Raw genomic sequence first — 15,952 nt, 5'->3', positions numbered from 1 at the left:
ACTAAGTTGGAAACTAACTCGAATAAAAAAGGCGAACCGTTTGGTTCGCCTTTTGCACATCACTATAACCTAGAAATCACCGTCATCTAATAACTAGCAGGTAGAACCACGCTACATCATTTCAATTTCATCTTTAGTAAACCAACCAGACTCTAAACTCTTCCTCTTTACAGCCTCGGGATCTTTTGTGTATGCAACGACAGCTAAACTCTTTTCTGCCCTACTACATATCACGTAAAACAGCCTTCTAGTTCTTGATAGAACAGAGTCTTTACCTTCTGATTGATTTCGTATATCCGTCTGGGACAACTCTTGAGCACCAAAAAGTTTTTCATAGCGGAACAAAAACCCATTTGCACTACTATCGTCCATGATTGCCATAACACGCTCAAACTCTAACCCTTTAACCCCTTGATGTGTTCCATACCCTAAATCTTCGTTAATATAAAGGGCGTAGTTTTCCAAGTGGCTGATAGGAGCTAAAAGAGCCTGATTCCATGCAATTGACCGTTTACTTAAATTCTCATCTTCCCCATCATTTGTCTCGTCAGATAAACCTACAAGAAGAACATTAAGTTCATCAGGAATATAAAGTAGCTTACATTCTTTTATCAAACGTAAAACCTGTACCAAAGGAGGATTAAGTTCCGAGACTATGACTCTTACTTTCTCAACTGACTTATCTGTATTTTTGAGAGTCAATATTGGATCTAGGCAAAAATCTAGGTTATTGGAGCTAATAACTCCAGAGTGCTTTTTGATGATACTTGCAATGCCAAACTCATCTCGAATTCGAATTGCGTTAACAAGAGGCAACAAGCTATTACATAAAAACCTTAAAGAAGTATTTGTTCCGTTAAGTAAGGAGTCTCTGAGACCGTCAACTGTAGCAAGTGGGAAATAAAATTTATCGAAGTTCCCCCTGATAGCTGCCATTGCATGTTCCAAAGTAAGAGCTTTTATTTGATTTGGTTCAAGCCACAAAGAATCATCTGAGATAACTGACATCTTAGCTCTAATTGAAGCTTCTACATCTCGCTTACGCGCTATATCAGAATCAACAATAAACAACCTAACAACTCCAAGCGACGCTCCAACTTTTGGCTCCTGCTTTTTCTTGTCATCCTCTTCGCGAATGCTATTAATTAACTCTATTACTCGCTGCGGGCAGCGGTAATTTATCGTTTTCGAAGGGGTCTTCCAATCGTCAGGCAATGAGGACTCAAGATCATGTTTCCCTCCTCCATAAATCCTTTGCATGAGATCTCCAAATAACCCAAGAGAAAACTTCGAACAATTCAAACTTTGAGTTTGAATGAAAGCCTCCATAAGCTCTTTTCTTGTGTCCTGACTTTCATCTATTAAAAGTATGGGATACCTATTCGTAAGTATGTTTTGAAGTAACGAGCTCTCATTCAATAGCGTTGCAGTGATCTGTATAACTTCTTCATGAGAAACCGTACCTCTTTCGATCCTATTACTAGTAGGCGAATACGAAAATTTTTTTACTAATCGTAAGTCGTCTAATCTCGTAGCTTTAGACTCTCTTTTTCTAATATTTTGCTGAGCTGTCTTACCATTGATGTCTCTAGCTTTTGAGATTCTCAAGTCAAGATCCTCGATATCAGAACTAAGTTTATTCTTAAGCCATCTTTTGATATCTTCGGTAAACGGCTTAATCATCTCCCAGACAAAGCTATGGATTGTGGATACATGAAACAATGGGTCATAAGACAAGCGCCGTTGAATTTCGTTACACGCAGCATTGGTATATGTTATGACCCCGACCCGTTGGCCATTTTGGATAAGGCGATCTAAGTTCTTCTCTCGTATTTCTTGTAATACATTTACTAGAGACCTAGTTTTACCTGAACCAGCACCAGCAAATAATAGAAAGCTCTTGGGATTATCAAGGTTTAGGTATCCGTAGATTTCCTGATCGACCCCAATTAGGCTGTTAGGCTTACTCATCAATCATTTCCTCCATAATTTCAGAGGCTTTATTTTCTGGTGCCCATGTATATTCTAGACTCATCGTCTCTAGCTCACCCTCTAGCCAAACCAGCCCCTCGCTTATGTACTCTGGGACAAGAAGCTCGTTAGGCTCAACATCAAATAATAGATCTAAAGCCATTTTTGCTTTCTCTCCATCGAGAGCTTTATACATTGCATTGCAACAAGCATTTAGTGTTGTCATTTTTGTAGCTAAATGCATTTTCTTTACCATTCCAGTTGAGTTACTTAGCTTCTTAAATAGCTCGAAGTTCGTCAAAGCCACTGCATCTTCGAACGTGTAAGGAATAACTTCTTTCGTCGTTCTCGCTTTCGGCGTAAGTTTAGTCTGAATACCATATTGGAAAGATACACGAACGTTACTTTTAACTTTTCGCTCAGGCGGTAGGTCAAGCAGGTCGTCCAAAGTCAAATTACTAAAATCAAACCAACTTTTTAGTGTTTCACTACCAGACTCTAAAGAAGCCCCTCTTTTCGGGAGTGCTTTTTTCCCTAGAGAGTCGCACGCATCAGTATCGGTAATGACTAATGTTGGTAAACCTAGTAGTTCAATTAGAGGACGTAATCTTTGTGCATGTGCACCACCAATTTCCAATATTGAAATATAGCTTCGTCTCAAATCCTGATGATGATTGGAAATGAAATGTGGTAGAAGCATCCGTTCTGCTGCCCCCTCGACCAAAATCACCCCATTAGCAAAGAACAAGTCGCAATGAGTTGTCTTTAGATACCTTGAAACAAACTTACTCGTGGACGATACATCAGTTTCATTTTTCTTCTCGGAGGGGAAAACTGTCGCAAGATTAACCACTTCAGCCTGAGGAGTAGGTTGTTCTTTAGAAGCAGGTTTTCTTTTGAAATAACGAAGGGATTCAAAGCCTGCTTCATAAGCAACGTAACTAGAGTGGGTACTAATAACCATTTGGGTCGTCAGGTTAGCTTCAACTGCTCCATACTCTCTGAGTACCTTATAGGCTTTACGAACAAAAACCTGTTGTACTTGAGCATGGAGGTGAGCTTCTGGTTCTTCAACCAAAACTAGATGAATAGGTTCAATCGCCGTATCTTCTTCCGAGCGCTTTTTCCCTATTTTTCCAACCTTCAACCAACGATCTCGGAAAGTAATCAACTGAAAAATTATATGGATCAAGTTTTTATAACCCAATCCATTGTATTGCTCAGGAAGAGAAAATGTATTGTCACCGAAATTCTGTTTTCTAACATCAAAGATTACAGCAGCATCATGCTCTAAAGTATCGATCGGGTTCAACCTGCTCGATAGCCTAATATCAGGATCGGTAAACCCTGGATATCCTAGTTCCTTTATCTCGCCAAGAGTTTTTTCAAAGGCTTTATCCAAACGAGAATCAAACTCGATTTGAGCCTTTTCAACTGCCTCTAACGCATCTAAATCTTCAGCCTCAGGCATATCAGATGGATTTAAATGACGCTTGTAGTACTCGTTTAGTTGAGAAGATAAGCTGCTAGCTGGCTTTCCTAAATCTGAGTGGGGGTCAGAAAAGCCTCTTTGCGCTTCAATCGTATCGACTCGAAAAATACCCTTAAATGGATCAGCATCAAAACATATAGAATCATTTGATAGCGTTTGAGTTTCATCTTTCTTGGAGGGGTCTAGTAAATACGCTTTGATTTCAAATTCAACATGTAACTTTTCTTTAAGGTAGTCTTTAAAGTCTCTAGGCCAAAGTGATAGTTGCTTATCTTTATTTACCTTAACTACAGCATCCCTTTCACGAACATAGTTTTCTCGTAATCTATCTAAGTCTTTGGGCTGATATATCAAGCGAACACCTAAAGGTTCTCCATTCCACTTTAAAGTAGGTATAAGATGAGAAACTCTTTGAACTTCTTTAACATCTGCATCTATCCAAACATCTAACGAAGGACAATAAGGTTGCCATTCTGGCAGCTCTGCTATAGTTGCCCCTTGTTTCATCCAAAATTCAGCAAACTCATTCAAAGCTATCCAATTACATAATGTAAAATCGGTTGAGGTTATCTTTTTGCCTTTATCGAGAAAACAAATCAACGCATCTGTTGCTGAAGTCTTTCCGCTATTATTTGCCCCAACTAAAAGCGTCTGCTCCTTCGCAAACTCCACGCGACAGCACTTCAACTTTCGGAAGTTTTGAATGTCTACAAAGCTAATTTTCATGAGTTACTCATCAGATAGTAAATAAGCAATCATTTTAATATCTGGTTAAATGTAAGTTATTGATCTATGTATCATATAAGACCTGAAATTATCTGGCTTCTAGTTTAAATCAACACAATCTCGATAAAACGCACCTTTACAGTCCTGAAACAAACTTGCCTCCTCCTCAGCTGTTAAAACAAAAAGGACAACAAGCTCACTTGCATCGTTATTAACCAGTAAAGACCTTAGCCAAAACGTCTGATCACACTCTAAAGGTGCCAACGCGTCAGCTCTCTCAAAGATGACAAGTGTCTTGCGTCTACATTGTTCCAAAGTAACAACCAGTTCTCGATTCTCTTCTGCTGCGAAAGCAGCTAGGGGGGATTCATAGTCATTAAAGTTCAAGCTAAAGACATCGATGCCTCTAAGCTTCGCTTGGTCTCTACACATATCCAGATAGCCCGCTGGCGTGCGCTCAGTTATTAGTGAGCAGATGGTAAGCTCTAATTCCCATGCCATATTGATAAATCTTTCTGCACTAACCATAACGAGGCTTAACTAACGATCACATATTTCTAAGAGTAGTCGATTTAAAATAGATAGCTAACTCCGAAAATAATGTGCAAATACACTCACAAAAACATTTATTTCGGCGCAAAATTAAAAATAAAATCAAAAAATACGAATAACTCACAAATTATAGATTAAGCCACTGATAAATATAAACATTAAAAACCATATTAATTATTTAGATGATAATATTAAAGTCATTAGAAAATATGTAATTATTTTGAGCAATCTCGATTATCATATTGAACATGAAGGATTTTCTTTTATACCCCACCTTAGTTTCGATTTATTTAAGTTATAATAAATCCTTTTATAACAACAACTTAAATTAAAAATAAGTTGGACAACCTAGTCATGAACTGCTAATTATATATTAGTCACTAAGGATTAATATTATGAAGATAGTCTCACAACCAAGCATCACAAGACGCGAACTAAATAAATTAAGAAAACACTTAGGTAAAATTAAAAATGAAACCTATGAGCCTTTTATTACAGTTAGAAGATCTAACAGTGTTGGTTTATCGCATATTTTATTCAGCCATAAGACTAATCGTTGTCATCACCTATTTAGTTTGGGCGAGCTCGCGCTATTCCTTCATCTAGAGCATGATCCTGATGTGTTAGACATACAAGAACAGTATCCACTACCGATCAATGAGACACTTTCATGCGCTGAAAAGCTGAACTATCGTCACCCAGGGAAATACAAAGAACGAGATGGCAGAGAAATCCCTGCTGCAACGATGACCACAGATTTTGTTGCCACAATTCACGATGTTACAAGCGGACAACTTTATATTAAGCCATACAATTACAAGCCAAGTTCAGCTTTGAGTACTGAGTTCGAGTCTCCGCAAAAAGTAAAGCGAACCAAGCAGAAGTTCAGGATAGAGCAAATGTATTGGGGTCGTCACAACCATCACCTAATTCAGGTGACAGAAGAAGATTTAAACCCTAATAAAACATATAACCTTCAATGGCTTAGAGAGACATATCACCACGTCAGGAAGAGTCAAATTGACGGTCATCTATGCCAAGGAATGCTAGAAACCCTCAGCAATTGCTTATTAAGCAACCCTGAATTTACTCTCAAGCAATGTCTAAGTTACTCCGCGTCAATCCACGATGTTTCTGAACTTGCCGCTCTAGAGATCTTTCAACACTTGGTCTATTCAAACCAATTAAATGTAGATCTGAACGAACGCATAGAAGTTTTTCGTCCTGTAATCATGATTTCGAAGCACGATGAGAATTAATCAAAAATTAGTCGATGGCAAAAAGGGGCTTGAATATCTCATCGTAGATATGTGCCAAAACCTCGACATGATTGCTGTCACTCAACTCAATATTGAGCGCCCAAAAAGGCCTCATACGCTTTCGCTGAGTGATACGTTGAGTCAAATAAAGCTAGGCAAATGGAAAGTGCTAAAGCATTCCTTTAGCCCTTACCTATACATGTCAGACGAAGAGTTACTGAAAGACATAAAGCGCAGTAAATGGTTACAACGTAGAGACAAGAGCTTCCACATCATTGCCCCGCTAGTCGATAACGACGAACTACGTTACAACTATCTATTTATCGATAGCAGTTCAATCCTAGATCGTTTGATAAAAAAATCGGGGCGCAGTCGTAGTTATGTAGCAAAGATTTTAAATCGTTATTGGTATTACGGTTCTCATATCAATGCTCTACTCCCTCTATGGAGAAACTGTGGAACGAATCAGTCTTTACCTGAATCACCATCATTTGACCAAGCCCCTGAGTTAGGCAAAAGTGGCCCCAAAACCAGGTATGGAACGCCTTATCGTGGAGTAACTCAACAAGATATTAAAAATATTCGACGATTTGCTAAAACCATTCCAAACGGCGGAAAAGTCAGGTTGAGTGACCTTTACGATCAGTTTACACGCAAGTTCATGTATGCACGGGTTAGACCAATGGTTGAGGGAGCACATGAAATAGCTTTACCCGTTCCAAGAGCCAAGCTCATTTCACGAAACACCTTTAACTACCATTTTAAGCAAAACGTTGATCAACTTGAATTGATTCGGAAGTCTGTCGGTACAGTCAACTACCAAAAAGACCATCGAGGCCGATCAGGTCTTGCTCGACAAGGCGTCCGTGGGCCTACGAGCCGTTACGAAATAGATGCAACAGTTGTTGATCAATACATCCGTTACCCCTATGACAAAACCAATCAGTTAGCGACGGGACGCCCTGTGATCTATCTAGTTGTGGATACGTGGTCTGGCATGTTTGTTGGCACTCATGCTTGTTTTCACGGCCCTGATTGGACAGGGGCATCACAAGCCCTTTTCAACGCGTTTACCAACAAAGTCCAGTTTGCTAATCGTTATGGCGTTGAAATTACTGAAAATGAATGGCCGTGTCACCATGTCTGCTCTCAGTTAGTCATGGATCGAGGCTCCGAGTATACAGACCGTAATATTGAAAGCATGCTCAAAGGGGAAATTGGCTTATCAATCGCCAGCTTCGCTCCGTATCATCGCGGGGATTGTAAAGGGACTGTCGAGAAAGCGTTTGATATCTTTCATCAAAATGCTGTTCGATTTGTGCCTGGTCAAGTTATGAAAGTGCCCTGCAAGGAGGAACAACACGCTTCTAGAAAAGCGTCGATGTCCTTCGAAGCGTTCATGGAAAAGCTCATAAGGACAATCATTTATACCAACAATAACCGTCTGAGAAAGAACAACCATAACTTTGAGATGTCTCGAGATGATGTTGGTTTCTCTCCTAGAGACTTATATCTCTATGGGCTAGAAGAAATGATGATCCCGCCAGATCAGATACCTGAGGAGCAACTTCGTTTCGCATTACTACCTGCTGACAAGGCGACTGTGAGAATGGAGGGTGTTTACTTTAAGGGGCTGTATTACAGCTCTAACAAAATCATTCAGAAACAGTGGTTAGACAAAGCTCGTAATTTTGGTCGATACACAGTAGAGGTTCGATACGACCAAAATTCAACGAACTTAATTTGGTGTAAAGACCTTGAATCTAACGAACTAATTACTCTAGAACTCACTGACCGCTCTGAAGCGTATCGTAATCAGATTTGGCAATCGACTCTGCATGAAATCGAATTAACCAAACAAAAACAAAGCCTTCATGAAGAGCATTCATTCGCTAACAAAATTGAGTTCTTAAACAAACTGGATGAAATCGATAAACAAGCAAAAGCTGACGCTAGATTCCTAAAAACATCGTCAGCAAAGTCTATCGAGACTGGCATTAAAAAACGAAAGAATATTGTTTCTTCTATTGAACGCAACAAACAATCTGAACAAATAGCAGCAACGTTAAGTTACGAAGAGATCGATAGTTCGACCGCTAAAAAGAAAACCCAACACTTGGAAACACCTGATTTTTTTGACTTTGATGATGAACAAGATGATAGCTAATTATACACCTCACCCTAACTCTCAGATGGCAAGAAATCCTCTGATTGAAGCGCTTGGAATGCCATTGCTACCTAAACAATTTATACAGACAACAACATTATCTCCTGACATGTTGATTGATGTGAGTTCACTCCCTACTGAGCATCATGGCTACTACACCAGAACATTCATTGATAACCTATCTGAGTGCTATGTTGTTCAGGATGAAGCCCCTCGCCTTTATGACACAGTATTTCGCATGATTGAGCGAGGCTATATCTACCGCAATCCTTTGGTGTATGGCGATATTAAACAATTGCAATTTGCCAACTCTATTGAAATACCTGAAGGGCAAGAACGCACTCTAAAGCAAACAGCAAATCAGCAGAGCTTTTTGGTTGCGGGTCTATCAGGTCGCGGCAAGTCTGCGATGGTTGAAAGCATCTTGTCAGCCATTCCTCAAATCATTTCTCATCAAGAGTATCAAGGGAAAAGATTCATCTACGAACAGATTGCCTGGCTTAAGGTGGATATCCCAACAGCGAGAGGCCAACGGGCATTGCTATGGAGAATCCTTGAGTCTATTGATAGTGTAACGGGAGAGAATTATTACGAATCACATCAAAAAAGTTCAGTCACGGCGCTAATGATTGCTGTTCGTAAAGCTTTACTCATTCATGGAGTTGGGCTTATTGCTCTAGATGAAGCTCAAAACCTATCAGAGACTCGACAGTACGAAAAAGTCGGTAACAACGAAAATGCCACACTAAAGTTCGTTGAAGAGTTGTTTAACAAGGTTGGTGTACCGCTCCTATTGGTCGGGACATTATCAACACTCAATCTATTTTCCAAAGAGATGACCTCCGCTAGGCGTATTGGAAAAACAGGTTCGCTTATCTTAGAACAATGTGATGTTGAAAGTTCTTTTTGGAAACGCTTCATTAAGCAAATGTGTTCTACACAATTACTTAAGAATCAGACAACTGACATCGATACTCTAACGCGTCATATACACTACCTGTCAGCAGGAATACCTGCCATAGCAAGTAGTTTAATAAAGGCCACGTTGTCTTATCTGACCTATCTAACTCCAAGCAATCAAGATCTGAGCATGGCTGCATTAAACCATGTATTTAAAGAACAGTTTATCCTGGTTTCAGGAGCACTGACGGCTCTAAAACGTGGTCAGTTCCATAAATATGAAGATTGTATTCCTTTGTCTCAACTTCACTCGATTCAAGAGGATTTTTCTCCCTACGGCGATTCAAATTTTGGCAGTGACCAACTCAAGAAGCAGCCCACTAAAAGCTCTCGCTCTGCCGTAAACCTATCTGAAAAAGATCAAGAAATGCTTGAGAAGCTCACTCCTGAATCTCTTTTAGCACAGGCTCGCAAGTATGAATAACATCTTAAACTTGCTTCCCAACGAACATCTGAGAAGTTATCTTCATCGGATTCATATTATGTCTCCATTTGGTACTTTTAGTACTACAGCACGACGTTTAGGGCTCGAAAAATTTAGTTCTTCTCCAGTGACAGCGTTCTCAGATCTCGACTTCTTACTCATGGACACTTTAAATAGTGATAATCGTACTATTTGGAAAAAGCATTTACACGGTAACGTCATTGAGTCTTTCCTGAACGAACATGAGAAAAGACAAGTTCCGTTGTTTCTGATAGGGAAACAATATGACATTGAATTTATACACTCGCAAACAGTTCACAACCGCACATGGCGTTACTGCAAAGACTGCATAGAAGAAGATCATGACGCGTATGGTGTGCCATATTTCCATCAACCACATCAACTGCAAGGTGTGTTTCACTGTTACAAACACGGTTCAAGACTTATCAACGCCTGCTCTTCATGTGATTACCGCTTGAAGAACATCAGCCGAATGCCAACACCAACTTTAGCTTGTCCAAAGTGTGATTCCAACATGACATGTCAAGAATTGTATTCTGATGAAACAACGCTGAAGGTTGAACGGCTAATGATTGCATTAAACAATGGAGAACTCGCCCTAGACCTTGAATCCGTGCAACAAAATACGTTGGCACACATGGGATTTACGCTTGAGCAAACTGAAACGTTAGCTTTTAAGAAAGCTTGTGGCGATTGGTACAAAGAGATTTTCATGACTCTAGGGAAAAGCGCTCTAGAGCAGTACTTCTCGAATACGAGGAAAGTAAATGATCACATAATTACTCCTACTATGAGGACTACACGCCTATTTTTATCGACTTCAACAAACAGATTTAGTCCACCACTGATCTACATTCTCATGCTGGTCGCTACAGGACAACTATAGATCTATGTACCTGCACGAAATAGCTGGAGAAGCCTTTTATAGTCTAGTTGCGCGACACCACGCAGCCTCACCAAGACGCTCGCTACGCGAAAAAAACCGAGATCTCCTAGGGCGCACGGATGTTCGCATTAACCCCCAGCTTCCTTGCATGCTCGAACAAGTTGCCAAACAGACCTCAATAGACGCGGAAAGGTTGTTGTTTAACGGTACTTGTTTCCCTGTTGTCGGCGCTTGCCTTCAAGATGACAAAAGCAAAGCAAGACTTAGATGGCACATGTTGAGTAATGATGGCAGTCACATCGCTGCTGTATCACGTACCGCTTGTTCTCGGTTACGGTTTAGCAGCGCACTAAAGTTCTGCTCACGATGCCTAGAGGAAGATGCATTGAAATATGGGCATGGTATTTGGCGTACCGTACATCAGTATTACGGTATGTTCGTTTGTCCAAAACATGCATGTTGGCTGCAATACGCACCGACAGATGCTGATGGTCTTAACAAGCGCATTGAACTACCACCAACACTTTACGAAAGATCTTTCCATGGTTCTGATCTGTGTTTAGAACGAGCGTTGAGGTTGTCACAATTCATCAGTAGTTGGCATCGATATGAATGCGAACGTAGATTCGAGCATCTTGCTACGCCCTCTCACTCATCTTGGATGGGTAAGGCCCATTTGTTAACTCCGAAAGGACAGATCAGGCAATCAGAAGCAGTCAATCGTCTACAAGACTTTTGGGCTCCTTTATTTGCTGGTGCAAAGCTACTGCCTTCGAAGCTATACCAATTTAATTTCTTAAGATTCCTTCTCTTAAATGGCCACTACAACCATTACATACAGCATGCATTGGTTGGTGCTTCCTTTGCGAAGAACGCCAAGTTTTATCTTCAACAAACTGAGCAGGCCTCAAATTATTGCAATCGGGAATCATCTAAACCTCGTGTCTGTCTATCAGAGCTAACCTCAGGAAACTCGCTTCGTTCTGTCGCCAAGGCGACAGGATATTCGGTGGGCTATCTAGCAGCCTTAGCGCAGAGGAATGGGATAGCGGTAAATCATCGATTCAAACGACTAAGTAACTCGCTAGTCGATATGATCATAAAACTCGCATTCCGTGGACTTCATCGACGAGATATCGCGAAATTATGCGGTGTTAGCGTAGGAACCGTGGAACAAAAAATCAACTCGATGTCAGGGTTAGCGGCTTGGAGAAAACGGCTCTGGTTCTGCCAAAAACGAAATCAATATCGTCAAACACTCCAGTCAATCATTTCTCAAAACCCAACATTAACTAGAACAGAGATTAAACATTCGAGCAGTTGCTACATGTGGCTCTTTCGATATGACAAAGATTGGCTAAACCAACACTTACCAAAACGAGAGCCTGCTAAGTTCCATAAATCTATTGATTGGAATCAGGTAGATAAAAAGTTGGCTAAACAAATTAAGCAACACGTAAATAAGGCTAATTCGGTGTCACACGTCGAGAGACAAGTGAACTCACAACACTCGTTAATCAAAAACAGAAAGCGCCTACCCCTTTCGATTAAGCAGGCGAAACAAATCGCCGAAAAACCTAAAAACTAGGAACAATTACTATGACATTTCTCGGTACATTAAAACAAATTTTCGAAGCACACGAGGTTAAACCTCACTTGCGTGACATTGCCATGTTTGTGACTCTGAATGATACAAGGCTCTACCCAATTGAGCAGTTTGACGAGAATGGAGACATTCACCCATACCTCGCACCACGCCTAGATCTCATAAAGGTAATTAAGCGGCACAACGCGGTAAGGTGGTTTCTTACTCCTAAAACTTACCAGGTTTGGGATTATAAAGTGCATCCTAACTATAAAAATCTTATTGATAAGCGACTTAACGACCATCTAAAAGCACTAGAAATGTTTGAGCAAAGCCATAACTATCTAACTGCGAGTCCTGAATCACTCCTCAAACAAAATGACAACGGCAAACTATTCAACATGTTCTGTGATTACATGTGTACATTTAACGCCGTTGCCATTGAAAGCAAAGAGATATCAACGACTGAATGGGTTATTTGGTTTGCTGAAGCTTCCCGCATCGATCAGCAGAGTGAAGAATACAAGAAAAAACAGAGACATCATAAAGCGGCTATCGCTGACTGTAATATCATCAAAGACGATTACGACGAAGAAAATGATGAGTTCTACAATCGACATCACCAAGAGCGCGGGTGACCTGAAAAAGTAGGTTCTGGTGGAGTGTTCAGAAGATCCACTAGCCTAAGTGTCATCATAAATATTTGAAGCATTCTTGATCAATTCTAAACAATTTCAATTGACTACATTAACAAGCAATATCAATATGCATCAGATTACAAATAACCATGTTGCATTTGTGCGTTTATTTTTGAGGAATTGAAAATGAGTATCTTAAAAGAGAGCTTAATCGGAAAAAGCCAACTATCTTGGTTAGGCTTAGCAGGTAAAAAACTGTCACCTGACGAAATCCATACATCATGGTGTCAAAACAATTTTATCTTTCAAGAAGAAAACTTGGCTCTTAGAATCCCTGGCTTACGTCCTCCACAAATTGGCGGAATTTACGCTGCACTTGGTTACGAAAAATCCGAAGATACTAGTGCTGCTAGTATCGTTATGCCAACAGGCACGGGGAAAACCGAAACTATTTTATCCATAGTTGTGGCGGGGAGATTTCGCAAGACATTAGTCATTGTACCGTCTGACGCCTTGCGCGAACAAACCAAGAAAAAATTTCTAGAACTTGGGCTTTTAAGACAGTTAGGGATGCTTAATGATAACTTCGAGAACCCTATCGTTGCGACTATAAAACACGGTATTCAAGATATCGTCGAAATAAATCAACTATTAAACTCGAATGTAATCATTGCTACTGCCGCTGCATTATCACAGTTCCACAAGGGTGCCTTAGAAGCTTGAACAAAAGCATGTTCTCATCTAGTTGTGGATGAAGCACACCATGTAACCGCGACCACTTGGGCTCGAATAAAAGCGCAGTTTGCCGATAAACCAGTATTTCAATTTACCGCAACTCCTTTTCGAACGGACTGCTCTAGAGTAGACGGAAAGATTATATTTAACTATTCACTTAGCAAAGCCCAACTTGATGGTTACTTTAAGCCAATAGAGTTTCATCCAGTGAAAGAGTTTGTAGAAGAGAAAGCAGATAAAGTGATTGCTCAGAAAGCTATTGACTTATTAAAGGCCGACTTGAAGAACGGTCTTAACCACATAGTGATGGCTAGAGCAAACAACATCAAAAGAGCAGCACAAGTATTTGAATACTATAAAAATGAGACTGAGCTCAGCCCTATACTTATTACAAGTAAAGCAAAACGCAAAGACGAAGTTCTTAAAGCGATTAAGGCGGGAAAACATCGAATAATTGTATGTGTAAATATGCTCGGAGAAGGATTCGATTTACCTCAATTAAAAATCTCAGCGATTCATGACCCACATAAAAGCATCAATGTAATGCTCCAGTTTACTGGACGCTTCACAAGAACAACGCAAGGAGTCGGCGATGCAAAATTTGTTGCTAACATAGCAAACCCTAAACTGAACGACTGCCTTCAAGAGCTATATAATGAAGATTCAGACTGGAATTGTATTATCAGTAACATCAGCAGTGAGAAAGTAACATCAGAGCTAAAATATCAAGATTTCAAAGCTGGCTTTTCAGAGCCAAGTAAATTACTGGATTTAGGCTTAACACCAAGCATAAGTACCACCGTATTTAACTTAAAAGCCTCTACTTGGAAACCTGAAAACTTCTATAAGTTTGGTAATAAGCAATTTCAGATTCATGACTCCGTTCTCAATGATGAGCAAGATACGCTTATCTTTTCGGTTAAGTCATATGCTCCTGTTGGATGGTCAAGCTCCAAAGAGCTATTTGACGAATCTTGGGATCTGTATATTGCCTATTTAGATAAACGAAACAAGTTGCTCTTTATTCACTCATCTGCAAAGGATGGTCTTGTAAAACGTTTAGCAAAACTAATCGCGGATGGAGCTCCTCAAGTAAACGGAGAGCGGGTATTTCGTGCACTGTCTGGACTCAAGAGATTGAAGCTCCAAAATGTTGGTCTAAACAAGAACAAGAAAGGTCTGCGCTACTCTATGCATACAGGAACTGAAATCAATGATCAGATTCCAGACATTGAAGCTAAACGTTCTATCAAATCCAATATTTTTGGTAAAGGGTACGAGGACGGTAAACTTGTTAGTGTCGGATGTTCATACAAGGGTAAAGTCTGGTCGATGGACAGTGATTCCCTTGAGCAATGGATCGACTGGTGCAAAAACGTTGGCAAAAAAATCTTAGATGAGTCTATCGATACCAACCAAGTATTGAAAACTGCTATGCAAAGTGAAGAGTTAACCGAATATCCAGATCTTAGGTTACTCAATGTCGAATGGCCAGTTGAGCTATTGCGCAAGAATGACCGAAAAGTATATCTAAGCGATGGTAAGTGGGAAGAGACATTATTCAACTGCGAGCTAACTTTATCAGATAAAACTAATGATAAAGAGAACGTCAGGTACTTTAACATCTCGACTCCTCTTGGATCATTTAGTGTTTCAGCAACCATTACAGCCAAGGGTGAAGTAACTTACGGCTCCGATACACCTCTATACATAATCATAGGGAGTGATGAGCATCTAGTGACTGATTTCTTTGATGAGAACGCCCCAGCTTTCTTCTTGGAGGATACCTCTATCATTGATGGTGGGTATAGATACTACTCGTATGAAGAGTACGCATACTTGTACTCCTTAAACAATATTGAGTGCTGGTTGTGGGATGGCGTTGATATTTCGGTCGAGTCTCAAACACACCTCAAACACCCTCACTCAATTCAGTATCATACTATCCAGAAAATCAAAGATAGTTATGACCTAGTTTTCGATGATGATGGTAGTGGAGAGGTCGCTGATATTGTCGCCATCAAAAACAACGATGATTCCGAGCTAATTATAGATTTATACCACTGCAAATATTGTACTAAAAAGAGAGGCGTAGCGAAGCCAGGAGCACGAGTAGACGATATCTATCAAGTGGCAGGGCAAGCTGTGAAAAGTATTAAATGGTTTGCTAACAAAGAAGCTCTGATCAACAGATTAATCGATAGAGAGCGAGTTAGATTAAGTCAAGAGAAGGCATCACGTATAGACAAAGGAACACTAGAACAGCTAATCCATCTGTCAAAAGTTGCTAGATATGCCTCATTCAAAGTTGGAGTAGCTATCGTTCAACCAGCAATTTCAAAACCTCTGATTTCTAAAGATATTCTATCAGTTCTGGGAGCTACTGAGGCTTATATTGACGAAATTAGTGGTATTAAGCTAAGGGTTGTCGTAAACAAATAGTATACTCGTATATAGAAGAAGCCCATTGGGCTTCTTCTATGTATCCGCCCCATGAACCCACGGGGCGACTTGTCAGTGTTTGAAGTTCCAAGGT

The 15,952-nt window shown here is 40.1% G+C and carries 11 protein-coding genes; 8 read left to right on the top strand and 3 right to left on the bottom strand.

Annotated features, from left to right (window positions below):
• Positions 1–111 precede the first annotated feature (111 nt).
• From ACED25_RS05665 to ACED25_RS05655, 3 genes are all read right to left on the bottom strand, one after another.
• On the bottom strand, positions 112–1,971 hold the full coding sequence (locus tag ACED25_RS05665; protein ID WP_371694848.1) for a UvrD-helicase domain-containing protein: 1,860 nt from the start codon (positions 1,969–1,971) through the stop codon (positions 112–114).
• Positions 1,964–4,189 carry an ATP-dependent endonuclease gene (locus ACED25_RS05660; protein ID WP_102503460.1) on the bottom strand — a complete coding sequence of 742 codons (2,226 nt, stop codon included), beginning with the start codon at positions 4,187–4,189 and terminating at the stop codon, positions 1,964–1,966. The genes ACED25_RS05665 and ACED25_RS05660 overlap by 8 nt, the downstream gene beginning before the upstream one ends.
• A gap of 99 nt (positions 4,190–4,288) precedes the next feature.
• A complete protein-coding gene (locus tag ACED25_RS05655) occupies positions 4,289–4,690 on the bottom strand; it encodes a hypothetical protein (RefSeq protein WP_371694847.1) in 402 nt (133 codons plus the stop codon).
• A gap of 446 nt (positions 4,691–5,136) precedes the next feature.
• Between ACED25_RS05655 and ACED25_RS05650 the strand changes: the two genes are divergently transcribed.
• The 8 genes from ACED25_RS05650 (at position 5,137) to ACED25_RS05615 (ending at position 15,858) form a co-directional block, all read left to right on the top strand.
• Positions 5,137–6,000, top strand: a complete 864-nt coding sequence (locus tag ACED25_RS05650) for a TnsA endonuclease N-terminal domain-containing protein (protein ID WP_102573374.1) — start codon at positions 5,137–5,139, stop codon at positions 5,998–6,000.
• Entirely contained in the window at positions 5,990–8,167 is a 2,178-nt protein-coding gene (locus ACED25_RS05645) for a Mu transposase C-terminal domain-containing protein (RefSeq protein ID WP_371694846.1), read from the top strand. The genes ACED25_RS05650 and ACED25_RS05645 overlap by 11 nt, the downstream gene beginning before the upstream one ends.
• Positions 8,157–9,551 carry an ATP-binding protein gene (locus ACED25_RS05640; RefSeq protein WP_371694845.1) on the top strand — a complete coding sequence of 465 codons (1,395 nt, stop codon included), beginning with the start codon at positions 8,157–8,159 and terminating at the stop codon, positions 9,549–9,551. Before ACED25_RS05645 ends, ACED25_RS05640 begins: the two co-directional genes overlap by 11 nt.
• Positions 9,544–10,458, top strand: coding sequence for a TniQ family protein (locus ACED25_RS05635; RefSeq protein ID WP_371694844.1), 915 nt, complete (start codon positions 9,544–9,546; stop codon positions 10,456–10,458). Before ACED25_RS05640 ends, ACED25_RS05635 begins: the two co-directional genes overlap by 8 nt.
• Before the next feature lie 4 nt (positions 10,459–10,462).
• Positions 10,463–12,046 (top strand): TnsD family Tn7-like transposition protein, encoded by a 1,584-nt coding sequence (locus ACED25_RS05630; RefSeq protein WP_371694843.1) that lies wholly within the window; start codon positions 10,463–10,465, stop codon positions 12,044–12,046.
• An 11-nt stretch (positions 12,047–12,057) separates the two neighbouring features.
• The gene (locus tag ACED25_RS05625; protein ID WP_371694842.1) at positions 12,058–12,681 is read left to right on the top strand and encodes a hypothetical protein; all 624 of its coding nucleotides are present in this window, start codon (positions 12,058–12,060) and stop codon (positions 12,679–12,681) included.
• A gap of 186 nt (positions 12,682–12,867) precedes the next feature.
• The gene (locus ACED25_RS05620) at positions 12,868–13,404 is read left to right on the top strand and encodes a DEAD/DEAH box helicase family protein (protein ID WP_371694841.1); all 537 of its coding nucleotides are present in this window, start codon (positions 12,868–12,870) and stop codon (positions 13,402–13,404) included.
• Positions 13,405–13,428: 24 nt separating this feature from the next.
• Complete coding sequence (locus ACED25_RS05615; RefSeq protein WP_371694840.1) at positions 13,429–15,858, top strand: DEAD/DEAH box helicase; 2,430 nt, start codon at positions 13,429–13,431, stop codon at positions 15,856–15,858.
• Positions 15,859–15,952 lie beyond the last annotated feature (94 nt).

Origin of the sequence: Vibrio sp. 1F263 (genome assembly GCF_041439035.1) — a bacterium.
Lineage (GTDB): Bacteria > Pseudomonadota > Gammaproteobacteria > Enterobacterales > Vibrionaceae > Vibrio > Vibrio tasmaniensis_A.
This window is presented reverse-complemented; position numbering and strand designations above follow the sequence as displayed.

Excerpts from the sequence above, each read along its gene's own strand:
- ACED25_RS05665 (WP_371694848.1), bottom strand. The coding sequence starts at position 1,971 with ATGAGTAAGCCTAACAGCCTAATTGGGGTCGATCAGGAAATCTACGGA.
- ACED25_RS05660 (WP_102503460.1), bottom strand. The coding sequence starts at position 4,189 with ATGAAAATTAGCTTTGTAGACATTCAAAACTTCCGAAAGTTGAAGTGC.
- ACED25_RS05655 (WP_371694847.1), bottom strand. The coding sequence starts at position 4,690 with ATGGCATGGGAATTAGAGCTTACCATCTGCTCACTAATAACTGAGCGC.
- ACED25_RS05650 (WP_102573374.1), top strand. The coding sequence starts at position 5,137 with ATGAAGATAGTCTCACAACCAAGCATCACAAGACGCGAACTAAATAAA.
- ACED25_RS05645 (WP_371694846.1), top strand. The coding sequence starts at position 5,990 with ATGAGAATTAATCAAAAATTAGTCGATGGCAAAAAGGGGCTTGAATAT.
- ACED25_RS05640 (WP_371694845.1), top strand. The coding sequence starts at position 8,157 with ATGATAGCTAATTATACACCTCACCCTAACTCTCAGATGGCAAGAAAT.
- ACED25_RS05635 (WP_371694844.1), top strand. The coding sequence starts at position 9,544 with ATGAATAACATCTTAAACTTGCTTCCCAACGAACATCTGAGAAGTTAT.
- ACED25_RS05630 (WP_371694843.1), top strand. The coding sequence starts at position 10,463 with ATGTACCTGCACGAAATAGCTGGAGAAGCCTTTTATAGTCTAGTTGCG.
- ACED25_RS05625 (WP_371694842.1), top strand. The coding sequence starts at position 12,058 with ATGACATTTCTCGGTACATTAAAACAAATTTTCGAAGCACACGAGGTT.
- ACED25_RS05620 (WP_371694841.1), top strand. The coding sequence starts at position 12,868 with ATGAGTATCTTAAAAGAGAGCTTAATCGGAAAAAGCCAACTATCTTGG.